The sequence below is a fragment of the Undibacterium sp. CY21W genome (genome assembly GCF_014284265.1).
Classification (GTDB): domain Bacteria; phylum Pseudomonadota; class Gammaproteobacteria; order Burkholderiales; family Burkholderiaceae_D; genus Undibacterium; species Undibacterium aquatile.
Map to the genome: position 1 here is coordinate 29451 of NZ_JACOGE010000003.1, position 26737 is coordinate 56187.

The 26737-nt window shown below is 51.0% G+C and carries 24 protein-coding genes; 11 read left to right on the plus strand and 13 right to left on the minus strand.

Annotated features, from left to right (window positions below):
* Positions 1-41: 41 nt before the first annotated feature.
* A complete protein-coding gene (locus H8K29_RS08140) occupies positions 42-566 on the minus strand; it encodes a gamma carbonic anhydrase family protein (RefSeq protein ID WP_186885591.1) in 525 nt (174 codons plus the stop codon).
* Positions 567-926: 360 nt separating this feature from the next.
* Here H8K29_RS08140 and H8K29_RS08145 point away from each other — a divergent pair, with 360 nt between their 5' ends.
* Positions 927-1706: a ferritin-like domain-containing protein gene (locus tag H8K29_RS08145; protein ID WP_186897504.1), complete on the plus strand. Its 780-nt coding sequence runs from the start codon at positions 927-929 to the stop codon at positions 1704-1706.
* A gap of 191 nt (positions 1707-1897) precedes the next feature.
* Here the strand turns inward: H8K29_RS08145 and H8K29_RS08150 are convergent, their stop codons facing one another.
* Positions 1898-2518, minus strand: a complete 621-nt coding sequence (locus H8K29_RS08150; RefSeq protein WP_186897193.1) for a GIN domain-containing protein — start codon at positions 2516-2518, stop codon at positions 1898-1900.
* A 426-nt stretch (positions 2519-2944) separates the two neighbouring features.
* Between H8K29_RS08150 and H8K29_RS08155 the strand changes: the two genes are divergently transcribed.
* Positions 2945-3385 (plus strand): TIR domain-containing protein, encoded by a 441-nt coding sequence (locus H8K29_RS08155; RefSeq protein ID WP_186897194.1) that lies wholly within the window; start codon positions 2945-2947, stop codon positions 3383-3385.
* A 9-nt stretch (positions 3386-3394) separates the two neighbouring features.
* On the plus strand, positions 3395-4279 hold the full coding sequence (locus H8K29_RS08160; protein WP_186897195.1) for a DUF4231 domain-containing protein: 885 nt from the start codon (positions 3395-3397) through the stop codon (positions 4277-4279).
* Between the two features lie 302 nt (positions 4280-4581).
* Here the strand turns inward: H8K29_RS08160 and H8K29_RS08165 are convergent, their stop codons facing one another.
* Complete coding sequence (locus H8K29_RS08165; protein WP_186897196.1) at positions 4582-5118, minus strand: GNAT family N-acetyltransferase; 537 nt, start codon at positions 5116-5118, stop codon at positions 4582-4584.
* A 273-nt stretch (positions 5119-5391) separates the two neighbouring features.
* On the opposite strand from H8K29_RS08165, the gene H8K29_RS08170 reads away from it, so the two are divergent.
* Positions 5392-6015, plus strand: a complete 624-nt coding sequence (locus H8K29_RS08170; protein ID WP_186897197.1) for a flagella assembly protein FlgT middle domain-containing protein — start codon at positions 5392-5394, stop codon at positions 6013-6015.
* Positions 6016-6045: 30 nt separating this feature from the next.
* On the opposite strand, the gene H8K29_RS08175 is transcribed toward H8K29_RS08170, so the two are convergent.
* On the minus strand, positions 6046-7749 hold the full coding sequence (locus H8K29_RS08175; RefSeq protein ID WP_186897198.1) for an acyl-CoA synthetase: 1704 nt from the start codon (positions 7747-7749) through the stop codon (positions 6046-6048).
* Positions 7750-7886: 137 nt separating this feature from the next.
* Here H8K29_RS08175 and H8K29_RS08180 point away from each other — a divergent pair, with 137 nt between their 5' ends.
* The 7 genes from H8K29_RS08180 to rmuC all read left to right on the plus strand — a co-directional run bounded on the left by H8K29_RS08180 (position 7887) and on the right by rmuC (position 17200).
* Positions 7887-8777 (plus strand): alpha/beta fold hydrolase, encoded by an 891-nt coding sequence (locus tag H8K29_RS08180; protein WP_186897199.1) that lies wholly within the window; start codon positions 7887-7889, stop codon positions 8775-8777.
* A 74-nt stretch (positions 8778-8851) separates the two neighbouring features.
* Positions 8852-9976, plus strand: coding sequence for a patatin-like phospholipase family protein (locus H8K29_RS08185; protein WP_186897200.1), 1125 nt, complete (start codon positions 8852-8854; stop codon positions 9974-9976).
* 161 nt (positions 9977-10137) lie between these two features.
* The gene (locus H8K29_RS08190) at positions 10138-11379 is read left to right on the plus strand and encodes a cystathionine gamma-synthase family protein (RefSeq protein WP_186897201.1); all 1242 of its coding nucleotides are present in this window, start codon (positions 10138-10140) and stop codon (positions 11377-11379) included.
* 480 nt (positions 11380-11859) lie between these two features.
* Complete coding sequence (locus tag H8K29_RS08195; protein WP_255423311.1) at positions 11860-14385, plus strand: ABC transporter permease; 2526 nt, start codon at positions 11860-11862, stop codon at positions 14383-14385.
* Between the two features lie 73 nt (positions 14386-14458).
* Positions 14459-15100 carry a glutathione transferase gene (gene yfcF / locus H8K29_RS08200; protein WP_186897202.1) on the plus strand — a complete coding sequence of 214 codons (642 nt, stop codon included), beginning with the start codon at positions 14459-14461 and terminating at the stop codon, positions 15098-15100.
* 87 nt (positions 15101-15187) lie between these two features.
* Positions 15188-15634: a group II truncated hemoglobin gene (locus H8K29_RS08205; RefSeq protein ID WP_186897203.1), complete on the plus strand. Its 447-nt coding sequence runs from the start codon at positions 15188-15190 to the stop codon at positions 15632-15634.
* Between the two features lie 93 nt (positions 15635-15727).
* Positions 15728-17200, plus strand: coding sequence for a DNA recombination protein RmuC (gene rmuC, locus H8K29_RS08210; RefSeq protein ID WP_186897204.1), 1473 nt, complete (start codon positions 15728-15730; stop codon positions 17198-17200).
* A gap of 52 nt (positions 17201-17252) precedes the next feature.
* Here the strand turns inward: rmuC and H8K29_RS08215 are convergent, their stop codons facing one another.
* The 9 genes from H8K29_RS08215 to chrA all read right to left on the minus strand — a co-directional run bounded on the left by H8K29_RS08215 (position 17253) and on the right by chrA (position 26597).
* The gene (locus H8K29_RS08215) at positions 17253-18884 is read right to left on the minus strand and encodes a sensor domain-containing diguanylate cyclase (RefSeq protein WP_186897205.1); all 1632 of its coding nucleotides are present in this window, start codon (positions 18882-18884) and stop codon (positions 17253-17255) included.
* A 12-nt stretch (positions 18885-18896) separates the two neighbouring features.
* Complete coding sequence (locus H8K29_RS08220; protein WP_186897206.1) at positions 18897-19322, minus strand: hypothetical protein; 426 nt, start codon at positions 19320-19322, stop codon at positions 18897-18899.
* 6 nt (positions 19323-19328) lie between these two features.
* Positions 19329-20567 (minus strand): porin, encoded by a 1239-nt coding sequence (locus H8K29_RS08225; RefSeq protein WP_186897207.1) that lies wholly within the window; start codon positions 20565-20567, stop codon positions 19329-19331.
* A gap of 98 nt (positions 20568-20665) precedes the next feature.
* Positions 20666-21004, minus strand: a complete 339-nt coding sequence (locus tag H8K29_RS08230; RefSeq protein ID WP_222611443.1) for a helix-hairpin-helix domain-containing protein — start codon at positions 21002-21004, stop codon at positions 20666-20668.
* A 131-nt stretch (positions 21005-21135) separates the two neighbouring features.
* Positions 21136-21975, minus strand: coding sequence for a peptidylprolyl isomerase (locus H8K29_RS18175; RefSeq protein WP_370527154.1), 840 nt, complete (start codon positions 21973-21975; stop codon positions 21136-21138).
* Between the two features lie 70 nt (positions 21976-22045).
* Positions 22046-23344, minus strand: a complete 1299-nt coding sequence (glp, locus tag H8K29_RS08240; RefSeq protein WP_186897209.1) for a gephyrin-like molybdotransferase Glp — start codon at positions 23342-23344, stop codon at positions 22046-22048.
* A gap of 1 nt (position 23345) precedes the next feature.
* Positions 23346-23957 carry a molybdenum cofactor guanylyltransferase MobA gene (gene mobA / locus H8K29_RS08245; protein ID WP_186897210.1) on the minus strand — a complete coding sequence of 204 codons (612 nt, stop codon included), beginning with the start codon at positions 23955-23957 and terminating at the stop codon, positions 23346-23348.
* 96 nt (positions 23958-24053) lie between these two features.
* Positions 24054-25178, minus strand: a complete 1125-nt coding sequence (moaA, locus tag H8K29_RS08250) for a GTP 3',8-cyclase MoaA (RefSeq protein WP_186897211.1) — start codon at positions 25176-25178, stop codon at positions 24054-24056.
* Between the two features lie 90 nt (positions 25179-25268).
* Entirely contained in the window at positions 25269-26597 is a 1329-nt protein-coding gene (chrA, locus tag H8K29_RS08255; protein ID WP_186897507.1) for a chromate efflux transporter, read from the minus strand.
* Positions 26598-26737 lie beyond the last annotated feature (140 nt).

Consider the following 26737-nt stretch of genomic DNA (forward strand, 5'->3'; position numbering starts at 1 on the left):
GCCGCTAATACAAGCCAGCATCCTTTCATTTTTAATCAATATTAATCAATACGTTTGAGTTGGGTTTTATACGCCTGGCCTCGGCTGGCGTAGTTTTCAGCGTTGTAGCGCATGCCCAGAATATCTTGTTCTGTCAGTTGGCGCACAGCTTTGGCTGGTGTGCCAATAATCAGCGAATTATCGGGAAATTCTTTGCCTTCGGTGACCAGCGCGCCAGCACCGACCAGACAATTTTTACCGATCTTCGCGCCATTTAATATCACCGCCTGTATGCCAACCAGTGAGCCGTCGCCGATGGTGCAGCCATGCAGCATTGCCTGATGGCCTATCGTTACGTTTTTACCCACGGTCAGTGGATAGCCGGGGTCGGTGTGCAGGATGCAACCTTCCTGCACATTGCTTTTTTCGCTGATCGTGATCAGTTCATTGTCACCGCGAATCGTGACATCAAACCAGATGCTGGCTTGCGCTTCGATTTTCACCTTGCCGATAATTTTTGCGGTATCGGTGATGTAAGCGGAGGCATCGATTTCCGGCGCGATATCGCCTAATTGGTAGATGGGCATGATAATTCCGTAAAATAGCGGCTGATAAAACTTTGTTTGCTGCTGCTCACACAAGCAAAGACATAGTTGTGTGACGATAGTAACAAAGACTGCGTTTCGAACTGGTATCGATGCAGCATGACCGTGACTCGGATGAAGCTGCGGACTGGCTTTGCTGATGCATCGACAAGTATTTAACCCGTTATTTTAACGCTCCGCGCCCGATGATGCCGGAGTAATTAGGATTGACGGAAAATTGCCCCGGCAAGGCGTGGCGACGAAGACAGTACGAATGTACGGCTAGGAGCCATAACGCAGCTGGGGCGGTTTTCCGTTAGTCCGATAATCGATAAGAAGAGTATTTTGCAAACAAATTCACCTATGGAATTACGCGCTGCGGCACTGTCCGCCTTGCTGGCCAACGACACCGGCGTTAAATGCGCGATCCTGCGGGCGATAGCGGATGATGCGCCCATTGATACGCAACAGCAGTTCGCGATTCCCGACGGCATTCCCGGGCGTCCTGCCAAGCCAGAGCTGATTCCACCCGGTCAGGTCGGTCGCAGAGCGATGCAAACGCTGGAGGGTAGACGCATACTGATCCACGCCCTCGCGCATATTGAGATGAATGCGATTAATCTGGCAGCGGATATTCTGTGGCGCTTTGCCGGGATGCCAGAGCAGTTTTATCGTGACTGGCTGAAAGTGGCGAAAGAAGAGGCGTATCACTTTCAATTACTGGAAACGCATTTGCATTCGATAGATAGTTACTACGGCGCGTATCCAGCCCACAATAGTTTGTGGGAAATGGCAGAAAAAACCCGCGACGATTTGCTGGCAAGGCTGGCGCTGGTGCCGCGCACACTCGAAGCGCGCGGGCTCGATGTCACGCCCGGTGTTTCTGCGAAACTGGCGCAGGCAGGGGATAAAGCCGGGGCCGATATTCTGATGATTATTTATCGCGATGAAATCGGCCATGTCGCGATTGGCAATGCCTGGTACAAGCGTTTGTGCGATGAGCAAGGGTTGGATGTGATTGCGACCTATGCGCGCCTGGCTGCGCAGTACGCAGCACCGAAATTACGCGGCCCTTTCAATCTGGAAGCCAGACGCAGCGCCGGTTTCAATGAAGATGAGCTGACGGCATTGCATCAGGCTTAACCTGCGTTTCTCTGCCTGATTTGCCAGTTATCGTTCAAGCGGGATTAACGCAAAAAATCCCCGGAAGGCAGCCTCCCGGGGTAAAACCCTCCTGCTATTACTCTTGCTCGCGGCGCATAAGGGATAAACCGCCGCGCGTATTTGCTCTGCATTTGATCTGTAATCAGCGCGCCATTGCGCTCGATCTAAACTTAGTCGCCCGCCTTGATGCTGCCTATGCCTTCGACCGATTTACTCAGGCTGCGCGGATTACCGTAATACGTCAGACTGCCTATGCCCTGTACCGAAGCATTCAGCCTGTCACGCGCATACACAGAAACGGCACCCACGCCTTCGATGTTAACATCGGCACGCTCTGCTATTAATTCCTTGGTGTCGACTAAACCTATACCGCGTGCCGCGAGATGCAGCGAGCGGGTTTTGCCACTGGCCACCAGCTTGCCTGCGCCTTCATAAGAAATTGAAAAATCATTGGCATTGATATTTTTCAAGCGCGTCACACCCGCACCTTCCATTTTGAAACTATTTAATTCCGGCACTGTGATGATGACTTGTGCGTCATCGGCAATCCGCACCGAATTTTTTTCTTTATACGAGATCAGCAGTTCATTGCCGAATACTTCCGTCACCACCTTGCCGGTAAATTTGTCATTGCCACGGATAGTGATGGACTGCGCTTTGCCAACTTCAACCGTGACATTAAACGCACTGCGGCTGCGGATAGTATTGAAGGCAGGCACATCGCGGCTGACATCTTCTGCCGATGCCAGACATGAGACGAACAGTAAAGGCAAAATCAACATATAGCGCATAAGGCTCTCCGGTAAAGTTAAAACGGTGGTGATCCAGTACGAATCCTTGCATCAACGATGCGTGATCGCTGAGTGATGGGGCAGAGTATGTGCCGCGAAAAATGGAAAGCCCAGCGATTTGCGATGGAATGCAAAATCCGTGGTTTGGGCTGCGCAATCGCCGTTCTGCACGGCGGCACAGGGTGAGGAGCGTTTAGCTATTTCGGTGATTGAATACACTAAAAATCAACTGCGTTGATAGTGCGCTTTCCCTGAGTTAACTTCCTATGGAAATATTTGCGAAAATAAATAACCATAAGCGTTTTGAGAGGGTGGAGACCTGATTGTTAAAATTGCACAAATATGTTAACGTCGGTTTCTTGCGCTTTAAAACAAGTTAGTGCCTTTACTCCGCACACACCACAACATTAACAAGGTTGAGACTTTATGAGCACCCGACAAATACATGTATTCATCAGCCATGCTTGGGCCCACTCATGGCATTACGACACACTTGCCTCATGGATTTTTGGTGAGAACTGGTCGGTAGGTCAGGCGTCGCTAGACTTTAGAAATTTCTCAATACCAAAAGATGACCCCATACACAACGTAACCAGCACACTCCAATTAACGAATGCAATTCACAATCAAATTGCACGATCGCATGTAATTGTTATTCCAACCGGAATGTACGCCGCGTATAGCAAATGGATTCAAAAAGAAATCGAAGGTTCAAAGCAATATACAAAACCAATATTGGCAGTAAACCCATGGGGGCAACAAAAGAGTGCTGAAGTTGTTACCAGCAATGCAGATCAGAGTGTCGGATGGAACAAGCAATCAGTGATAAGCGGCATCTGGGATCTTTATTACGCTCAAAACAAGTGACGCCACTTTATGCCTCAAACTATTGACAATAACAAAGATCTCCCTGGCTTGTATCAAGCAGCCGATGGAGCTTCCCTCAGGGCTCAGCTTTGGTATTTTGGCGCGCTTGGTGTTTATCTCGTTCTTCTGGTTTGCGCCGCATTAGTCTCGTTTCTTTGGCCAACAGACACACAAGGGGCACTGGCATCTGCGGTGCTTTTCCTTGTCACGCTGGGAATTCTCATAAGCTTAAAAGTTAAAAAGCCAGATGACATTTGGTACAACGGACGCGCCGTTGCTGAGTCCGTTAAAACACGATCATGGCGCTGGATGATGCAAGCAGAACCATACCAAGACATCGGAAACCATGAAATCACGTCTAAGCTCTTTATAAGTGACCTGAAATCAATCTTGTCCCAGAACAGAAGCTTGTCTCATGAATTGACGTCTTCGGCAGGTGTGCTGGATCCGATTTCCCAAAAAATGAAAACCATTCGCGACCTCCCCTTAGAGGAAAGACTAATTATTTATCAGGAGCAGCGAATAAGGAATCAAGCTGACTGGTACTCCAGGAAGTCAATTTTTAACAAAAAGAGAGCGTTCCAATGGTTTTGCGCTTCAATTGCGCTTCATGCCATCGCAATACTCATGCTTCTTTATCGAATCAAAGATCCTAGCGCCAGTGTTCCAGTGGAAGTTATAGCAACAGCGGCGGGCGCGGTTCTTACATGGCTTCAGGCAAAGAAGCACAGCGAGCTAAACTCCTCATATGGCCTCACGGCTCATGAGATCGTTTTAATTAAAGGCGAGGCGCTATCCGTAAAAACTGAGACGGAACTCTCTGAATTCGTCGTGAATAGTGAAAGCGCATTTTCTAGAGAGCACACTCAATGGACAGCGAGAAAGTCTGATTAATGCAAAAGGTAACAAGTCTTTCACTAGGGCTAGCTGTTGGTACCCTCCGCCTTCGACCCCGGTTAACCTATGGGTTACGTGCCGTGAATATTCGAGTGCCGACCGAAGAAGACTATCGATTTCACGACGGACTTCACTATCGTCACCTTTGGTGTGAAGTTGGAGATGATTGGTTGTGTCCGGGCTGTGAGCTTAGCAAATATCAAATCATGCGCTGGACCAAGCCACTGTAGGGACGACGGCTCTGACGAGCCGCGCCCCAACTCTAACGTCAGACTCATAACAATCATCGTCGTAAATGCTCAGTTGATCGCGAACTCGCTCGCATGTTTTTCATAATGCAGCAAATCCATCCAGACACCGTGACGCAACACGGCTTGCCGTGAGTGGCCGTATTGTTGGAATCCGCATTTGCGCATCACGGCCTGTGAGGGCAGATTATCGGCAATCACCACGGCTTCGATGCGCCAGAGATTGAGTGAGCGGAACGCCTCTTCGACCACATGACTGACCGCCTGACTGGCGTAGCCTTTGCCGCCGTGCTGTGCACTGAAGCGATAGCCGAGTGAGGCTTTAAAATAATGTTCGCGTTCTGCGCCGCGCAGAGTCACGCGGCCGACGATGGCATCGTTGACCCAGGCCAGATAGTGATATTCCTTTTGTGCATTTCTTGCCCATTGCGCTTGTTCCAGACTGCTGCGAACGGCTGCGGCGGTATAAAAAGCGTCACCACGACTGGCGATCCATTGTTCAAAATGCGTGCGGTTGTCGAGTTCAAAGGCGAGCAGGGCATCGGTGTGCTCTGGCATGGCGAGTGTGATGCGTAAGTCGTGGTCCATGTGCGTGTCAGATCGGGGTGTTATCGTTTGATGTCTCATTGATGTAGGGCTTACGCAAAGTTGTACCAGCAAGGCATGGCGCCGAAGACAGTACGAAAGTACGGCTAGGAGCCACAACGCCGCTCGGGCGGCTTTGCGTAAGCCCTGTGATGGTTCAGCGATATTTCAGCGGTGTTTAAGATGAAATATAAGCGTGCCATCCCTTGCTGTTTGCAGTTTATCTGAATCCGGCTGGCTGCTATGATGAAACGGTATTTAACCTGAGAGAAAATCATGCGCGTTTATCGATTGGCGGTCATTCACTATTTTTTGCTTGCTCTCGCCTGCATCACGCCTTTGATCGTGCATGCGCAGGCGCCTGAGCTATCGCCAGATGGCGCCCGCAGTATCTTGTTGACGGGGTTTGCCGTGAACAAGCAGGCGCAATTGAAAGACATCGATAATATTGCGCAAGGCTTGCCAAGAGAAATCGGACATCGCCTTGAAAAACAGTTATGGAAAGTGAAAACGACGCCGGATTTATTATCGACGGAGTGGCGCTTGTCTCCGGCGAGCCCGCAACTGTTGGGGCAAATCGCCGGTTTATATGATGTGCGCTATGTGGTGGCCGGTGAAGTCCGCGATGCGGGTATCAATACACAGTCGATATTGTGGGGGTTGCGTGAAAAGCAGAGCCGGGTGATCGATATTGAGATCCGGGTTTATGATGCGCGCGCTGGCAGTTTGCTGGGGCGTTTTGATTTCAGCGGCAAGGCCAGCGGTGATGTGCTGATCGGGGCGGAACATGTTTTCGCAGGCGATGCTTTCAGAGCCACACCTTATGGCAAGGCGATTGATGAAGTGATAGAGCAGGCGGCGCAGGCATTGAGCGCCACCTTGCTGAGTCAGGCGCAATAAACGACAGCTTATCTGCTACGCCTTTGCTGCTCAATCGCCGTTTTTATTCGCACGTTCCAGTTCCTGCAAACGTAATACCCGTCTTTGCACTTTGCCTGTCGTCGTCATTGGCAGGGCGGCGATAAATTCAATTTCTTTCGGATATTCGTACGGCGCAAGTTTGCCGCGCACATGCGCCTGCAATTCCTTGGTCAGCTTGTCATTCGCTTTAATGCCGGGGCTTAATACGACATAGGCTTTGACCAGATTACCGCGTTCTTTGTCTGGCTTGGGTACGACAGCGACATTCGCGACTGCCGGATGTTTGATCAGGCAGTTTTCTATTTCAGACGGGCCGATTCTGTAACCAGCTGCTTTAAACATATCGTCGGCGCGCCCCTGATACCAGAGGTAGCCATCGTCGTCGCGCAACGCCAGATCACCGGTACGGCACCAGTCGCCGGTAAATTTATTGCGGGTCGCTTCATCGTTTTTCCAATAGCCGAGAAAAAACACTGGGTCTGGGTGACCGTGAATATCGTAGCGGTTCACGGCCACTTCACCGGTTTCGCCGGTGTTGACTTCATGCCCGTCATCGTCAATCACCGCAACCCTGTGACCAGGGTAGGGGCGCCCCATGCTGCCTGGCTTTGCGGGCCATTGCTGATGGCTATTGCCGACGATGTAATTCATCTCGGTTTGTCCAAACATTTCATTCGGTGTGACTTTCAGTGCTTTTTCACACCAGTGAAACACGGTGTCGCCAACGGCTTCGCCTGCGCTCATAATCGCGCGTAATTTCAGCCTGTATTTGTCGCGTGGCGCGGGGACTGCCTTCATCATCATTTTCAGTGCAGTCGGAAACAGGAATGTGTTAGTCACCTTGTATTTATCGAGCAGGTAAAACGCGGTTTCAGCGGTAAATCTGCCGTGATAGCCGACGATAGGTTTGCCAAAATACAGCGCCGGTAACAACGCGTCCATCAGGCCGCCAGTCCAGGCCCAGTCTGCGGGTGACCAGAACACATCGTGTTTTTTCGGGAACCAGTTTTGCGAAGCGACGAAGCCGCTGAGATTGCCTATCATCGCTGAATGCGGAATCAGTGCGCCTTTCGGTGCGCCGGTGGTGCCGCTGGTGTAAATCAGGATCGCGGGGTCGGTCGCCCGTGTTTTTTCGCAGACGAATTCAGCGGGCATGTTGGCGATATAGGCTTCCCATTCCAGCGGATGAAAATCGGCAGGCGCATCGGGACAATCGACTGTGATCACCGTTTTTAAATGCGGGCAACTTGCTGCAATCTCCAGATAGGCATCGAGGCCACTGGCATCGAGCACCAGTGCAACCGCTTCGCTGTGTTGCAAGCGATACTCAAGCGCTTCCGGGCCAAACAAAAAAGACAGTGGCATCGCAATCGCCCCCAGTTGCATGCAGGCCATCAGCGTAATGGCTGTTTCGGGGCGTTGCGGCATGATGCTGGCGACGACATCGCCGCGATCCACTCCTTGCAGACGGAGTAAATTAGCGAGCTGATTCGCCTGTCTTTGCAGCTCTGCATAGGTCAGACGACCGCTGATTCCTTCGCTGTTTTCATGAAAAATAGCAACGCGTTTCGGGTCGTCGGCCCAACGATGGCAGCAGATTTCGGCGATATTAAAATGTTCGGGAACGTTCCAGTGGAAGTCTTGGTACAGTTGCGGATAGTGATCAGTTGGCGTTGATTTTTTCTTTGAGGATGTTGTTTTCAGCGGCTTCATTCTGTCTCCGTTATAATTATCGAACGGTCGTTCTATTGTTGTTATTGTTTTGACGGCCTACATTTGCATCCTACTGCATATCTCTGCGTCTGAAGATGGATGGCACAGAGTTTCTTGATGAAAAAAATTAATTTGCCATGACAATTGCCCGTAATGCCTCCCGCTCTGAATTCATTCCCATCCGTGGTCTGCAATACCATATCCGCCACTGGGGTAATGAAGACGCGCCAAAAATCTTTATGCTGCATGGCTGGATGGATGTGTCTGCCTCGTTTCAGTTTGTGGTTGATCATCTGCAGCAAGACTGGCACGTGATCGCACCTGATTTGCGTGGCTTTGGTCTGACGGAAGCGCCGGGCAGCGACACCTACTGGTTCCCTGATTATCTGGGTGATCTGGATGCGATTTTGTTGCATTACGCACCGGAAGGCGCAATCAATTTGCTCGGTCACAGTATGGGGGCAAACGTCGTCGGTTTGTATGCCGGTGTGCGTCCTGAGCGGGTGCGGCGATTGGTGAATTTGGAAGGTTTTGGTTTGCCAACGACGTTCCCAGCGCAGGCACCGGGGCGCTATGCGAAATGGCTGAATGAATTGCGCCAGCCGCCAGTATTGCGCACTTATGCTTCGCAAGCGGAGGTGGCAGCGCGTCTGCAAAAAACTAATCCACGTTTATCGGATGAGCGCGCCAACTTTTTATCTGCGTTCTGGTCGAAACAGAATGCCGACGGGCGCTGGGAAATTCTCGGGGATCCTGCGCATAAACAAACCAGCCCTTTGCTGTTTCAGGTAGAAGAGGTGATGGCGTGCTGGAAAAAAATCAGCGCGCCGGTACTGTGGATGCAGGCCGATGACACCAATGTCTGGCACTGGATGGGACCAAGAGAGCAGGCGCAGATAGAAATTGACCGTCGTCTGACCCACATTCCTGATCTGCAAAAAGAAATGATCGCTGATGCGGGTCACATGTTGCATCACGATCAGCCTGAATTACTGGCACAATTGATCGAAGCGTTTTTCTTAAAATAAAGCACGTCCGGCACGCTATCGATGGCCGTGTAATTTGTATCAGTGCTGCGGTCTCAAACGATATGTTTTAAAAGATGTCATTTAAAGGATGTGTTTTGCCGGATCAGAATTTATTTGTCTCAACTGTTGACGAAGCACGGTCAGAGCGCGCGCCTGACAATGAACAGTTTCAGCGTTGTCTGGTCATGGCGGGCGGTGGTTTTCGGTTTGGCTATTATCTCGGCATGTATCGCGCATGTCAGTTGCAGGGAAAAGCGCCGGATGTGATCGTTGCCAGTTGCGGTGCGGCGATTGCCGGAACACTGATTCGCCATTTGTCGGACGATGAGCAACGTCTGGCGTGGATCAGTTCGCCGCAGATGCATGCATTCTGGCGCGGCTTGCAAGCGAATCCCGATATCAGTTTATGGCGCGCAATCCGGGCCTTAGCCCAGCGCGCTTTGTTCGCCAACGATGCCAGACGTATTCCTGATCTGTTTCAGGATTATCTGTTCGCTATTCCTCCTGATTTACCGCTGCCGCCGGAAAACACTTATCCTGGCGCGCCAGCGCTGGCGATTATTGTGGGACGCATGTTATTCGGACAGAACGAAGTAGGCACACTCCGCGGCGGAAAAAAATTATTTGCTGAAACCATTTTTACGGAGCCGCGCGTTGCCGGCTTGTTAGCTGGTATGCCTTCGCCGATTGCCAGTGATGTCCACAAAAACAGCGTGGTTGCGCCGCAAATCGAGTTTGAAACGCAGATCGCGGTTGCCGATGCGGTGCGCGCCTCGATTGCGGATATGTATTATTTCCGTTGCCATCAGATCGGTGAGCATCATTATTCGGGCGGTGTGATTGATCTGTTTCCGATAGAAATCGCCCGCCGTCTGGCGAAGGAAGTCATGATGGAACGCAAAGGCTGGTATGGCAGGCATATAGAGTTGCCTGCATTGCGCATGGTGTTGGGCATCAACGGCAATCAGCGCCTGCAGCATGTCTTACAGCAAGAGGCGGATGTCTGGATCGATACTGCGGACATGGAAACGGCACTGGTGCAGCATCAGATCAGCAAGCAAATTCAGTGGCTACGCAATCGTATCGTCTTGCGTGTGCCTGAGCGTTACGATGACTTTGTTGCGATGGTCAGAATGCAATGGGAATACGGTTATCAACGCGCCTCGCAGGCGCTGGCGCAGGCTGCTGGCAACAGGTGATGACTTTGGTTTGAGCCAGTTCAGGTGCGGCTAATTTCTTTTGATAAGGTCAATTTTGTGCCGCGCTCGGTCGGATACGTGTTTGCCCGCTCGGTCGGATGCCGACATCTGGAGTACACTGGCAGTCTTCCTGTTAGCAGCAACTTTGCGTATTTCTGATCATGAACGAAAAAAATTCCTACGGTTTTACCACGACTATTCTGCATAGCGATAGACAAAAAAACATTGAACACGGCTCTGTCCATAAACCTGTCCATACTTCGGTTTTGTTTGGTTACAAGGATGCGCGCGACTTAGCCGCCGTCTTTCAGGGCAAACAATCCGGTTATCGTTATGGACGTCAGGGTAATCCCACGGTGTCAGCGCTCGAAGACAAAATTACCAGCATGGAAGCGGGTGTTTCAACGATTACCTTTGCGACTGGTATGGCGGCGATTGGCGCGGTGTTTCAGGCATTGTTGCGTGCGGGCGATCACATCGTTTCATCGAAATTCTTATTCGGAAATACGAATAGTCTGTGGCAAACAGCGAGTGCACAGGGGTTAGACGTATCTTTGGTGGATGCCACTGCCGTTGCCAATGTTGAAGCCGCGCTGACGCCAGCGACCCGCATGGTGTTTGTGGAAACCATTGCGAATCCGCGTACGCAGATCGCTGATCTCAAGCGCATTGGCCGCTTATGTCAGGAACGCGGCATTTTATTTGTCGTTGATAACACCATCACCTCGCCGTATTTATTTCAGCCTAAGACCGTGGGCGCCAGTCTGGTCGTCAATTCGCTGACTAAATATATCGCCGGACATGGCAATGTACTCGGCGGGGCATTGACCGACACTGGCTTATTTGACTGGGCTGCGTATCCGAATATTGCCGATAATTTCCGTAAGCAGGCACCGGCGCAGCAAGGCATGGCGCAGGTGCGTGCCAAAGCCTTGCGTGATTTCGGCGCGACCTTATCGCCGGAAGCTGCGCATCAGATCGCGGTTGGCGCTGAAACCATGGCGTTGCGGATGGAACGTGAATGTGCGAATGCGATGGCGATTGCGACCATGTTGGCAGCAGACCCGCGCGTGGCAGCAGTGCATTACCCGGGGCTGGCATCGCATCCGCAACATGCGCTGGCGAATGAATTATTTCTTGCCTATGGCGCTTTGTTCAGTTTTGAGCTGAAGCCGGAAATCGATTGTTTTGATTATCTGAACCGTTTGAATCTGGCCATTAATGCGACCCATCTCGGCGATACCCGTACGCTGGTGATACCGGTGGCGCATACCATTTTCTTTGAAATGGGCGCTGACCGCCGTGCCGAAATGGGAATTGCTGATTCCCTGATCCGCGTTTCTGTCGGCATAGAAGATACTCAGGATTTGCTGGACGATTTCAGTCAGGCATTAAATTCCTGATCATCTGCGCTTGCTGTGACTGCCGCCCGGCGTCTGTTGATGCACAGAATACGTTCAGAAGGCAAAAATATACTGGGGGGAGTATGTTAAAACATGCCTCTATCCCCATTTAAATATGTAGGGAGTAATTGGTTTCTGGTCGATACTCCCTATTTAGGACTGACGTAAAATCGCCCCTGCGGCGTTATGGCTCCTAGCCGTACTATTCGTACTGTCTTCGTCGCCATGGTGTAGCCAGGGTTTCAGGCAACATGTTGCCTGCTGGCGAAACGGACATCGCTTACCAGCGATGTTTCCCAAAGCAGAAAAAAGCTTTTTAGTTTTACCGGGGCGACTTTGCGTCAGCCCTATTTTTACTCATGTCAGCAGTGTGGCAAGGCTTTTGGCGCTGTTTATGTAGCGCAGCGACCTGCCAGAGATGTTGATATTGTTGTTATTCCTGATGTAGTCGATGTTGATCTTTCTGGCAAAGGTAGGCGAATGATATTTGGTTTATCCTGGCGTATGACCATGCGCGACTGGCGTGCGGGTGAGTTGCGGTTTCTGATCATTGCATTAATGGTTGCCGTGGCTTCCTTATCTTCGGTCGGATTTTTTACCGACAGACTGCGCAGCGGTCTGAACCGTGACGCGCATCAATTGCTGGGAGCGGATTTACTCGTCAGCGCAGACCAGCCGGTGAAGCAGGAATGGCGCACTGAAGCGGAACGACGCGGATTACGTGTTGCAGAAACGGTTGTTTTTCCCAGCATGGCGATTGCCGGTGAGGGCGATCAGGCACAAGCAAAACTGGTGTCCTTGAAAGCGGTCAGTCATGCCTATCCTTTACGCGGCAATCTGAAATTACATCAGCTTGGCGGCGCGCAAAACAAGTCAGGTGCGGCTGAAGTTCTGACGCAGGATATTCCGGCTTCACGCACGGTCTGGCTTGATCCTGCTTTGCAACTGGCGCTGAATCTGACAGTCGGCGATAAACTGAAGCTGGGCGATCTGGAATTCAGTTTTACGCAGACGATTGCGAACGAACCTGATCGTGGCGCGGGCTTTATGAATTTTGCGCCACGCGCGATGATTTCATTAGACGATTTAGCCGAGACTGGCTTGATACAAGATGGCTCACGCGTAACTTATCGCTTGCTGATGGCGGGTGATGCGAAAGCGATTGCGGCTTATCAGGCACAACTCAAACAAACGATAGAACGTGAACAATTGAAAGGCGTACGCTTGGAATCGCTGGATTCCGGTCGCCCAGAAATGCGTGCAACGCTGGATCGTGCTGAGCAGTTTTTATCGCTGGTGAGCTTGTTGTCAGCGATGCTGGCGGCAGTGGCGATTGCGATGGCGGCACGGCGTTTCATGCTGCGTCATCTGGATGCCTGTGCGATGCTGCGTTGTCTGGGTCTGACGCAAAATCAGGTCAGCGCCATGTATCTGATCGAATTTCTGATGCTGGGGCTGGTCGGCAGTATGGCGGGCGTCGTGCTTGGTTATGCCGGACATTATGTGTTGCTGGAATGGCTGGGCTCGCTGGTCGCCAAAGATTTGCCGCTGGCGGGCTGGTTGCCTGCAGTACAGGGCATTGCGACCGGTTTGCTGCTGCTGGTGGGTTTCGCATTGCCGCCGGTGCTGCAGTTGCGCAATGTGCCGCACAACCGCGTCATCCGTCGCGAACAGGATGCACCGCAGCCGCTGACACTGGCGACCTATGCGCTGGGTCTGGCGATGTTTCTTGGTTTGCTGTTATGGCAGACGGGCGATCTCAAACTCGGCATGCTGACGGCGGCGGGTTTCCTCGGCGGCATGCTGTTGTTTGCACTGATTGCGTGGGCGGGTGTGCTGTCGCTCAAACGTATGCGGAATCTGTTTCATTTTTCTGCGTGGCGCTTTGCCGTCACCGCATTGCAGCGGCGCCCCGGTGCTACGGTGATACAAGTGGTTTCGCTGGCATTGGGCTTGATGGCGTTACTGTTGCTGACTGTGGTGCGCGGTGATCTGATCACTGCGTGGAAAAAATCGACACCGCCGGATGCTCCGAATCAGTTTGTCATCAATATCCAGCCCGATCAGAAAGACGAGATCGCGCAGCGTCTTGCGAGCTTTGGGCAGCCACGCATGTACCCGATGATACGTGGCCGTCTGATCGCGGTGAACAGTAACGCGATCGGCTCTGATACTTATGTGGAGGATCAGGCGCGACGCATGGTAGAGCGTGAGTTCAATCTCTCGACGATGACAGAATTGCCGGAGTTGAATAAGCTGACAGCCGGAAAATGGTATGACGATGCCAACTCAACGGCACCTGAAGCATCTGTGGAGGAGGGGATTGCCAAAACACTCAAGCTCAAACTTGGCGATCAGTTGACGTTTGATATTGCCGGACAACAGACCACGGCTAAAATCACCAGCTTGCGTAAGCTGGACTGGGGTTCCATGCGTGTGAATTTTTTTGTGGTGATCAACCCCAAGGCCATGGTTGATATGCCACAAACCTGGATTACCGCATTTCGTGTCCCGCCATCGCAAATGGCATTCATTAACCAGTTGACGCTGGATTACCCGAATCTGACGGTGGTGGACGTCGGCGCGGTGATCAAGCAATTACAGGATGTGCTGGATCAGGTCATCACTGCGGTTGAATTTTTATTTATGTTCACACTGGCTTCCGGCGTTCTGGTGTTGTATGCGGCACTGGCTGGCTCGCAGGACGTGCGTATGCGTGAAGCAGCGTTGCTCAGAGCCTTAGGCGCGACCCGTTCGCAATTGTCCCGCGCGCAGTGGGTTGAATTTTTACTGATCGGTGGCCTTGCTGGTTTACTCGCTGCCAGCGGCGCTTCGGCAATAGGCTGGGCATTGGCGAAATTCAGTTTCAATTTTGAATGGACGTTTTCACCGCTGGTCTGGATCGCAGGCTTGTTTGTCGGCGCTATCTGCGCGATGATCGGCGGCTGGCTGGGTTTGCGAAATGTCCTGAATCAGCCGCCGTTGTTGAGTTTGCGCGAAGCCTGAAGACAAAATAGAAAATACAAAATTTATAGAAAAAATGTGAAAACAGATTGTTGCGAAACATAAAGGAGTTTGCATGAACCAAAATACAAAAGACACGATCCGTTTATACGTTGACGCAAAGTACACCAGCCCGTATGCGATGTCGGCCTATGTGGCCTTGCTTGAAAAAGGTGTGAAATTTGAGTTGGTGACTGTCGACCTGGCGGCGAAAACCCATCACCAGACTGCGTATACCAGCATTTCATTAACACAGCGCGTACCGACGTTGGAGCGTGGAGATTTCAGTCTTTCTGAATCGTCGGCGATTACCGAATATATTGACGAAGTTTTTCCGGGGGCTGCTTTATATCCGAAGTCGCCAGAACTGCGTGCCCGTGCGCGCCAGGTGCAGGCATGGCTGCGCAGCGATCTGATGCCGATTCGCGTTGAACGCAGCACACTGGTGAATTTTTATGGACAAAAGTATCCTCCTTTGTCGGCGGAAGCCAAAGCTGCGGCAGACAGCCTGATATTTTTTGCTGAATCTTTATTGCCAGCCGAAGCAGAAAATCTGTTTGAAGACTGGAGTATTGCCGATACTGATCTGGCATTGATGCTGAATCGTCTGGCGATGCATGGCGATGAAGTTCCGGCGCGTTTGCGTGACTATGCGCAGCATCAATGGCAGCGTGCTTCAGTACAAAGCTGGGTTCATCAGAAACGTCCGGCTTTATAAGAACCTATCGCAGACGCGTATCTAACGGCGGAAAGATAAAATAACAGCAAAACAGTGACTTACACGTTTAGTGGCAAAGAGTGAACAATGAATCAAGACGAGCAAACAGCAAACGCAGCAACAACAACGACAAGTGTTGACATCGAAGAAGAAAAATCCAATCTGTATGAACTGATCGGCGGCGCTGAAAAATTGCGCGAAATGGTTGATCGTTTTTACGATCTGATGGAGCTGGAGCCTGAATTTGCTGGCATACGGGTCATGCACCCGACGCCGCTGGATAGTTCGCGTGACAAGCTGTTCTGGTTTTTATCCGGCTGGATGGGCGGGCCGGATTTGTATATCAGTCAGTTCGGTCATCCGCGCCTGCGTGCGCGTCACTTGCCGTATGCGATTGCCAGTGATGAGCGCGATCAATGGCTGCGTTGTATGGCGTGGGCGATGCAGGATGTCGGCATTGCAGAACCCTTGCAACAACACCTGATGCAGTCGTTTTATCAGACCGCGGACTGGATGCGCAACACGCCGGGCTAAGCTGTAATAAGGTATCAGGCAACAACGTAGCTTGATGCCTGGTTCAATGCCCGATACTGCCCTTGTTTTATTTGTCGTCGATATTCTTCACACATGACTTTATTTGAAATTCTGATCCTGATTGCATTGGCGGTTTTGATCGTCTTAACGGCGATCGTATTGTTGCGTCACCGTTCCGGCCATAGTGATGCGCAGACGCTGGATTTGCTGGCGCTGCAAAATTTTTTGCAACAGGCGCAGCAACAGCAAATGTTGAGTCAGGAGCGTACTGAGCGTTCTTTGCGTGAGCAAGTGCAGTCAACCGCGCTGGCAACCCGTCAGGAATTAGGTGCCAATTTCAGTCGGTTTCAACAGGGGCTGGCAACACAATTAACCAGTGTGGCGACGCTGCAGAAAAATCAGATCGACGGTTTTTCCCAGCAGTTAGTCAAACTTAGCGAAAGCAATGCACAGCAGTTGGAGCAGATGCGTCTGGCTTTGATACAGCAAAGCCAAAGTGCGCGCGAAGAGCAGGGCGTCAGTCTGAAAGCATTTGCGGACACGCTGAATCAGACCTTGACCAGCCTGACCGAATCCAACGCCCAGCGTATGGCGGAAATCCGCGCGACGCTGGAACAGAAAATACAGCAACTGCAAATTGAAAATGCCAGCAAGCTCGAGGAAATGCGCAAGACCGTGGATGAAAAACTGCATGCAACACTGGAGCAGCGCTTAGGCGAATCATTTAAGCTGGTGTCTGATCGCCTCGAAAAAGTACATCAGGGGCTGGGTGAGATGCAGCAGTTGGCGATAGGCGTTGGTGATTTAAAACGTGTGCTCACCAATGTGAAAACCCGTGGTACCTGGGGTGAAGTGCAACTGGAAATGGTGCTGGAGCAAATGCTGACACCAGATCAATATGCGAAGAATGTGGAAACCATACCTGGCACAGGCGAACGGGTCGAGTTCGCGATTAAATTGCCGGGTAAGGAAGATGACAAAGCACCGGTCTGGATGCCGATCGATGCCAAGTTTCCGAAAGAGCAGTATGAGCGTTTGCTCGATGCCGCAGAGCGTGCCGATGCCGAGGGTGTGGCGACGGCCGGTAAAGAATTGGAGCGTGCCATACGTGGCGAAGCAAAAACGATTTCCGAAAAATATCTGTCGCCACCATTGACGACTGATTTTGCAATTCTGTTTTTGCCGACCGAAGGTTTGTATGCGGAAGTCATGCGTCGCCCCGGTCTGGCGGATGAATTGCAACGTTCCTGCCGCGTTTCTATCGCTGGCCCTTCGACCTTATCCGCATTGCTGAACAGTCTGCAAATGGGGTTCCGTACGCTGGTACTGGAAAAGCGCTCATCCGAAGTCTGGCAGGTGCTGGGTGCCGTGAAAACTGAATTCGGCAAGTTTGGTGATGTGCTGGCAGCGACCAAACTGACGCTGGAGCGGGCAGCAAAAAATATCGACAATGCCGAAGTCCGGACCCGTCAGATGACGCGCAAGCTCAAGCAGGTAGAGGCGTTGCCGACCGATGTTGCGCAAAGTTTGCTGGGTGTTGCTGAAGATGATTTAAGTTCAGAATAGTAATTTCGCAGCATAGCTCTTTTTATTCTGTTGCATTTTGAATAGCCCGTGCTCAGATGGATTGCGCCTGATCTGGGCTTGTTTCGTATCTGGCGATCGCATACGCGCTGCGGCCGCTTTGTTTCGCTTCATACATGGCCAGATCCGTTTCAGCGAGCAATTTGTCTGCCGAAAAAGTATTCCCCGAAGCGTAATTGATACCGATGCTGGCGCCGGTGCTTGCGCTGATTCCATGACCAATATCGATAGGGCGACATGCTTCGGTAATGATCTTGCCGGCGATTTCTATCGCCTTCTCCTGATCGCTCATGTCGCATAACAGGACGACAAATTCGTCGCCGCCAAGGCGGGCAATGAAGTCGGTTTTTCTTAATATGCTTGTCAAGACGTTGCTGAAATGAATCAGCACCATGTCGCCCGCTTTATGACCGTAAGTGTCGTTGACTTCCTTAAATTTATCGAGGTCGATCAATAGCAGAAAAAATGGAGAGGGATGCCCGTGCGCGTTTTCCTTCATCAGGTGAGCGAGTTTACGCTCTAAGCCCAAGCGATTGTTCAGTCCGGTTAAATGGTCGGTGATCGCCAGTTGCTGCGCTGCTTCTTCTTTGTACTTGCGCTCAGTAATGTCGTTGATTAAGCCTTGCAGTAAATCATTTTCAGCCGCATGCAAAACAATATTGATCCACTTTTTCTCTTTCAGTCTGCCTGGCTCTATGCAAAAATCTTCCGAGACCACCCGGGATTCATTTAAGGCCGCATCGATCATCAGATGCAGACGTAATTCCTGCCCGCTGATCAGCTCAAGCAGCGCCGCGGAAGGTGCGCCGTTGTCAGTTGTAATGTTGAGCATGCGTGTCAGAGCTTGATTGTAAGAGAGCAGTTCACCCTTGCAGTTCATTTTGAAAATACCTGTTTCTGCATTTTCAAAAAAGGTTTGAAATTTTCTTTCTTCCAGCGCATGTTGAAGCCGCAGATTTTTTTCTTCGTCCAGCGACGAAACCAGATCGGCGATAATTTGATTCACGTCGTTAACTAAACGCCCCAATTCATTTTCCTTATTGTTTTCAGGGTGTTTCAGTAACTCGCCTTTTTGTGGTGACAGGGCATGTAATCTGTCAGATATTATTTTAATCGGGCGCGTAAAAAAGACGAAGACGATCAACGATAAAACAGATGCGATCAGCAAATTCTGAAACAGCAGCAATTCAACAATAAAAAGGGCTTTATCCGTACTGTTTTTATTGACGGTTGCCTGATTGATTTCCATGTTTACCGTACATACTTTTTCTCTGGGATTGAACGGCGAGAAAATTTCTCTGCTGATGAAATCCGGATAGTGCTTGAAGACGAACGGCAATTCAAATGATGTGGGAATCGAAGTTTTTTGTGAGACAGCCAGCGTTGTTTTCCCGCTATGAATCGTAACTTTGCTGACGACATTATTTTTACTGATGCCGTTGACGACTTCATTGGCAAGATTTTTGTCAGACAGGTAGCAGGCAATGCTGGCGGTATTTTCTGCCGAATTCAGCAGATCCTGCATGGTGCTGATGGTGTGCTTTTGTTCGTCATCAAAAAAATAAACATAGCTGGCCAATGAAAAAAAGATGCCGATGACCAAGCTGACTCCCAGCAAGGCGAGGGAGCTGCGTATCGCGATATTATTTCGAATAAGTTGGCGCATGCAGAAGGGGAATCAGTTGCTCAGAAGGAGTATGAGTTTAACTCTTTTGTCGATTTTCTTACTGTCAATATAGGCAATTGCACCTTTATTCTCACTGACGAGATTGATTGCATCTTCCATGCTGTTGACTTGTAATGGCGGTTGCCCGAGTCCGGAGAAACGTAATCTGGCCCAATACGAGTTGATCTCTGCCAGTTCTTTACCTACCAGCAGAGAGTAAAACTGCATTTTTTCATGATGGGTATTACTCAGATCGATGGGCATGCCGGTTAAACCATTCGGTAACTTTCTGGTTCTCCCCATATAAATGTTGATGACTTCGTCTTTGCTGAGTTTATCTATGCCGCTATTGAGGTTCGCAACCACGGCAAGCTCTGCTGATGCGTTGCCGCTGATCAGCAGCAACACCAGACATAAAAATTTGATCAGGTATGGCATGCAGATTCAGAATACAAAATTGTAGGCAACACTCAGCAGGTTCGCATGGCCATCCCATCCTTCTTGTGGATTGCGAACCAGGAAATGCTTCTGACTGCGGATATGATCGAATTGCACTTTGATATTGGCGTTGTCGCCGAGATCGTAACGGATACCTGCGGTAAAAGTCTGCTGGCCGTTTGGTGTCAGTTGTTTGTTGATTCCGGAAATTGTATTCTTCAGGCGTGTTGACAGCGCCGGGTCTGTCGTTATTTGCTTATCAGCACCTTGCTGGCGGGAAGCTGAAACTGTAGCGTAGGGGGTCCATTTTTTTATGCGGTAACTCATCGTCAGATACGCTGCATCTGAGTTTTGCAATAGCACTGAATCAGATTCTATGCGGCCCAGCATGAATTGCGCCTGAAGCGATCCATGGTCAAGCACGGCGCCAATTGACGTATATTTTAATTTTTTCCCATGCGTAGTCAGCTGATCTGCGATACCCGACGATGCCGGAACGGTTGCTGCGATTGACGGGGATGTTAGCTCTGCCACAATGGGGTCAAACGGCCGGTAGTCGTCGGCGAGTTTCAGTTCAGAATAGCCTGCCCTGATTGTCCAGTTTTTTTGCTGGTACTCAAGATGAGCGCCGCTTAACTCCGAATGATTCAGCGAGTAGTATTTTTCCGGTGACCCGAGGTAAATTTTTTCACGTGCTAATCCATAAAAAAATTTCGCCTTGAGATTACCATTTCCCAGAGGGTGGGACAGCACTGTGTCAACACCGTCAAAATAAGACACAACGAGTCTGCCGAAAAAGTCTACAGGCGGTCGTACCCATGTGTAGGAGTAGCCGATATTTCTGGAATCTGCCAGCATATAGACGTCAAATCCTAAACGCCCTGCGCGTAGTTGAAATTTGTCATCGGGGCTGTAGCTGGCATAGGCCCAAGTCACAGTGGGGGTGAAATTATCTGCACTTTTCCGGCTGACGACCTGGATTGCCGCATCAAAATTGTCGTTGAAACTGCGGTTGATTTGCAGGCCCAGATTACTGTCGATACCAGCATCGGTCTGTCGCGTGTAGCCAACCCCGGATTCCTGCGATAAATCACGCACAATGTCTGCCTGACGGGTATCGCTGTGTGATATGCCCAAGGTGCCGAAACCCGTAATTGAATAGTCTTTTTCGTCAGCAGCGGCAGTGTTTTGTGTGCTGAGTACGGCAAGCGCCAGGATGGGAAATTTTAATGACCAGGCAGACATAGATGCATTTTTATATTGCGCTACCCGTTGTGTTTAGCAGCGGGTAGCGGATTCCGGCAGTGTTGAATAATGCTCTGATTTTTGTCTGAACAAAGGGCTTATTTCTTTTCAGCTGGCTTTTGTTTGGCGATGATCAGCTCTTTGATGCCGTTGTATACGTCTTTCGTCAGAATTTTTTTCGTCAGCAATTCATCTTTACCTTTGTAAGGGCGACCTTTGATGATGGCATCAGAACGGACATCGCCAATTTTTGGCAGGGTCGCCAATTCTTCTTTGCTGGCGTTGTTAATGTCTAGCAGTTCAGTCTTCGCACTTGCGGAAGCAGAGGCTGCCGCCGGCGCTGGCGCTTTCTTTACCTCATCTTTAGCATGAACGGCACCAGTTGCAAGTAAAGTAAAACCCGCACATATCAACAATTTCTTTAACGTATTCTTCATATTAACTCCCATCCCAGAGGTTGAATAACTAAGGCCATGTTGTACGTGATGCGTACATGATTTAATCGATATTTATCGACGAAATGCTATTGGTATGGATAGCATACAGCAGCTATCCATACTCTTGCATCTTATTGGGTTTGTGTTGCTGAAGTAATGAAGACCGGAGTCACAGGAACATTACTCAAACCACCTTGTGTTGATACTGGTACCACGCGGATCAGATCAACCACATCCAGACCCGCAACCACTTTACCAAACACCGCATAACCGGCATTCGTGCTGCTGTAATCAAAAGCAGTGTTATCGACAGTGTTGAAATAGAATTGAGATGTTGCAGAATCCGCGACACTGGTGCGTGCCATGCCAATGGTGCCACGGGTATTGCTCAGACCATTACTTGACTCAAGCTTAATTGCCGCAGAGGTTGTTGCCAGTTGCAGATCAGAGGTATAACCGCCACCCTGAACCACAAGATTGGCTTCAACGCGGTGGAAGATTTTATTTGGATAAAATCCGCTCTCGACGTAATTAAGGAAGTTATCAACGGTGACTGGCGCTTTGGCCGGGTTTAATTCGATGACGATATTACCTTTGCTGGTACCCATTGTGACTTGTGGCTGAGCGCTCAGTGAGGATGTCAGCGACGCCTGATACAAACTGCCGCCGTTGGCATTGGTGACGGTTGCTACGCCTGTACCGACACCGACGATTTTGCACGTGAATGTACGTTTTGTGGCAGAACCGCCTGCGACTTCCGTCAGGCTAAGGCAGAGTGGGTTAACAACAGTAATTCCCTTATCCAGATTCTGGCCATTGACTGTCATCGTGTATGTTTTGCGATAAGCAATCTGGGAATTTTCGACGCTGCTGACCGTGGCAAGCACGGTCGTCGTCTCTTTAGATCCACCGCAGCCGCTTAGTAAAACGAGGGATGTACATGTACCCAGTAACCATGTTGAAGCTTTCACTCTGATCTCCGTCTAAATAGAAAAATGAATTGTACTTTGTCTCATGCCAGAATAGCTGGAAATGATGGTTTTATAGCATTCCGTCGAACAGCAGAACTGTGACTTTGTCGCCAGCCGACACCTGATCCTGATCGTGCTGCAAAACGATCATGCAATTGGCTTCGGACATCGAGCGCAGGATACCGGAGCCTTGTGAGCCGGTTACGCTGACTTCCAATTCGCCACTCGCGTTCGTCGTGAGAATGCCGCGCTGATATTCAGTGCGTCCGGGGCGCTTGCGTATCGCGGTTTTGCTGATGACCGGAATCAACGGCAGCGGCGCTGCATCCGCGCCCATCATGTGCAGCAAAGCCTGGCGTGCAAAGAAATAAAACGTCACCATCACAGCGACCGGATTACCTGGCAAGCCGAACAGATAGGCGCTTTTTCCTTGCGAATGAATTTTGCCGAACGCCATAGGTCGTCCTGGACGCATGCCGATAGTCCAGAATGCGACATCGCCCAGCTTGCCCATGATTTGTTTGGTGTAGTCGGCGGCACCGACGGAAACACCGCCCGAGGTGATGATGGCATCGGCATTTTCGCAGGCGGAGCGGAAAGCGGCTTCCAGCTCGGCCGGATCATCCTTGATGACGCCCATGTCTATCATGTCGCAACCAAGACGGCTCAGCATGCCATACAAGGTATAGCGGTTGCTGTCGTACACACAGCCTTCATCCAGTGGTTCGCCAAGTGAGCGCAGTTCGTCGCCGGTTGAAAAAAAAGCGACGCGCAGACGACGCTGTACCGGCACTTCTGCAACACCGAGCGAGGCCAGCAGACCAAGATCTGCCGGGCGCAAAATTTTGCCGCGTTGTAAAGCTGTTTTGCCATTCGCCAGGTCTTCACCTTTCAGGCGCCGGTTGTCACCAGTACGCACTTTCCCGGCTGGAATACCGACCTGGTCGTCGCTGGCATTTACAGTAAATTCTTGTGGAATCACGGTGTCGCACGACGCTGGCATGACCGCGCCTGTCATGATGCGCACACATTCTCCGGCACCGACGTCGCCGTGATAGGCTCGTCCGGCAAAGGCCGTACCGATTATTCTGAAATCACGGACGCCGGTAGCTGGCAGGTCGCTGCCGTTGAGAGCATAACCGTCCATCGCCGAATTATCGTGCGCCGGAACGTCAATGCCAGAAACGATATCTGTTGCCAGCACGCGGCCTAATGCCTGACGTATCACCAGCTTTTCGATTGCCTGAATCGGTGTGATGAATTGCGCAATGATGTCTTGCGCTTTGGTGACGGGAAGTGCATGCGGATCGTAATCCGACATACAACTGACGATGTCGTGCAAGCTGGATGGGCTGGAAGCGTGAGTCATATCAGGTCTCGAATTGTCGTAGTTCTTGCAGGGTATTAATATTACGAAAGCCAGTATTGTCCTCGAAAACGACTTCAGCAATACGCAAATGTTGGAACCATGCGTCAACTTTGCGTCCGCCCTGCATCAGAAAAGCGGTCAGGTCATCCAGTAACGAGGCTTTCATCAGAGAAAATACCGGATGAGACTGACGGCGGGCAATGCCATCTTCATATTCTGTGGTGACTGCAACTGCCAGATCGGCATCATTACTCAATAGACCTAACGATAAACGCTCAGCCAGATCGGTTGGTAAAAAAGGCGAGTCGCATGGCACTGTCAGCAGATACGGTGTTTCGCAATGCACCAGACCGGTCTGTACCCCCGCCAGCGGGCCAGCGTAGCCGTCGATCTGATCCGGCCAGACTTGCGTGCCGAAACTTTCATAGACCGCCAGATTCTGATTCGCGTTAATGATCATTTCGCCGACTTGCGGTGACAGCCGCATCAAAGCATGCAGTGCCATCGGCGCACAGCGAAAACTCTGTAAGCCCTTATCGACCTGGCCCATGCGGGTGCCACGTCCACCGGCCAGAATCAAGCCGGTGATCAGTTGTTTGTCTATGCCAGTCATGTTGTTTGTCTTTAATCTGAAGTGTTTGTTTATTGTGGCGCTGATTTTTTGGATTGATCTGCGGCATTACTGCTTTTCAAGCAGAGCCGTTGCCGGTCAGCCGCCGATGTACGACATTTCTATCTTTTTACGCTGTTCCTGATCGGCATCCGTTTGTTGGCTGCGCAGTTCGGAATAACGATCACTTCTCGCTTGCCAGATGCTGGCGACGACATTGGCGATCGCGAGGTCGGAATGGTTCGCCGGGTCGCGCAGCAATGCCCGCAAATCATGGCCGTGGGTGGCAAACAGGCAGGTGTACAACTTACCCTCGGTGGATAAGCGCACACGGCTGCAATCTTGGCAGAACGCATGGGTGACGCTGGAAATGACGCCGATTTCGCTCTGGCTTCCCAGATGCTGCCAGCGTTCTGCGGTTTCCCCTGTGTAGTTAGCGGCCATGGCCTTGAGCGGCATGCCTGCATCCTGAATGCGCTGAACGATCTGCGCCGATGGGATCACTTCATCCAGTTTCCAGCCATTCGACGCGCCGACGTCCATGTATTCAATGAAGCGCAGTATATGCGGCGTGTCTTTGAAATAGCGTGCCATTGCAGCGACTTCATGGTCGTTGACGCCAGCCTTGACCACCATGTTGATTTTGATCTGGCCTAGGCCCGCCGCCTGCGCAGCATCGATGCCATCGAGTACCTGCGCGACAGAAAAATCGACATCGTTCATACGTTTGAAAATGACGTCATCCAGCGAGTCGAGTGACACCGTTACGCGATTTAATCCGGCATCTTTCAGGCTTTGCGCTTTTTTTGTGAGCAGCGAGCCATTCGTCGTCAGCGTCAGATCGGGTGGGCTGCCATCGACCGTGCGTAGATTAGCCAGCATCCCGACTAGTCTTTCTATATTTTTTCTGAGCAGGGGTTCGCCCCCGGTCAGGCGAATTTTTTTGACGCCATGTGCAATGAAAATTGTCGCAATGCGGGTAATTTCTTCAAAACTCAGTAATGAGGTATGCGGCAGGTATTGATAGTCTTTATCGAAGACTTCTTTTGGCATGCAGTACACGCAACGGAAGTTGCAGCGATCTGTGACCGAGATGCGTAAATCGTGCAATGGCCGCGCCAGCGTATCGCTGAGAAAACCGTCAGGCTCGACGAGGCGGGTCGGTATTTTCAGTTGCGACAACTGCTGTCTCAGGTCGGTCAGGGGGATAAATTTTTCCGTCATTGAAGTGCTAGCTCAGACTGTTTTTTGCATAAGCCGAGACAATACCATGAGAACGAAAATAAGATTTCTCCCCGCTTGTTTCAGGTAGATTCAGATCAATTTTTGACACAACAACCCAAGCACGCCAAATATGGCCAGCAAAGTTATTGTGCCGGGTTTGAAGCGAAATACGAGGATGCAGGCGAGCAGCGTTAAGGCGATGGCGGGCACATCCCATTGTTGTTGCTCAGTATAAAAAACGTGGCTCGCAAAAAATACTGCTAGGCTGACGATCACGCCGACCACGGCGGCTGAAATCGCACTCAGCGGCGCGGTGAAGCGCAGTTGGTTACGCGTCGATTCAACCAGCGGACCACCGGCCAGAATAAAAATAAACGACGGTAGAAAGGTGAAGAAAAAGGCGATGCAGGCACCCAGCAATCCGGCCAGCAATTGGCTGTCTGCGCCCAGTGGTATTTGATTCCAGCCGCTGACGAAACCGACAAAGGCCACCACCATAATCAGCGGTCCCGGCGTGGTTTCTCCCAATGCCAGACCATCCATCATCTGTGCCGCGCTCAGCCATTGAAAATGATCGACCGCTGACTGAAAAACATACGGTAACACGGCGTACGCACCGCCGAAACTCAGCAATGCTGTTTTCGTGAATAACCATGCCATTTCGGTCAATGGATTGTGCCAGTCCGTCGCATAAGCAATCAGGCTCCAGCCGCCAGCGCACAATACCAGGCCAGCGAGAGCAATCAGTATCAGATGGCGCAGTGAAAAACGTGCATGCTCCGGCGTTGGCGTATCATCGTCGATCAGCGCGCGTGGATGGGTTCTTTGCCCGTTGTCTGCCGCTGCGTGTGACGGTGGTAACTGACAATGTTGTCTGAACAAGGCGCCAGCGCACGCGGCGAGCAGAACGATGGCGGGGAAGGGCAGCTTAAGCACGGTGATGGCAATGAAAGCGCAGGCGGCAATCCCTTTCAGGAAATGCGTGCGCAGGCTGCGGCTGCCGATACGCCAGGCTGCTGCCAGCACAATCGCGACGATCGCCGGTTTAATCCCATACAACACGCCGGAAACGATATGGTGTTTGCCGAACACCATATACGCCCACGACAGACCAATCAAAATAAACAGGCTGGGCAGGATAAACAAGATACCCGCCATCAGCCCGCCTATGGTTCTGTGCATCAGCCAGCCGATGTATACCGCCAGTTGCGTCGCTTCCGGCCCCGGCAGCAGCATGCAGTAGTTGAGCGCGTGTAAAAAACGTCGCTCGGAAATCCAGCGTCGCTGATCGACCAGTTCTGCATGCATCATCGCTATTTGTCCGGCTGGACCACCGAAACTGATAAAACCTAATTTCAGCCAGTACCAGAATGCCGTTTTGAGAGAAATAGCCTGATCAGGATGGGTGGTCGGTTCCATGGCGTCGATATTGATATTGGCTGGTGAGGGTTGAATGCTTAAGCTTGCATCGGGGCGGTGATTTCGCGTCAGCATGCAGTTGTCGCGACGCACGGTGTAAAAATGCCTGATTATCGGGCTAAATATACTCCCGGGAGTAT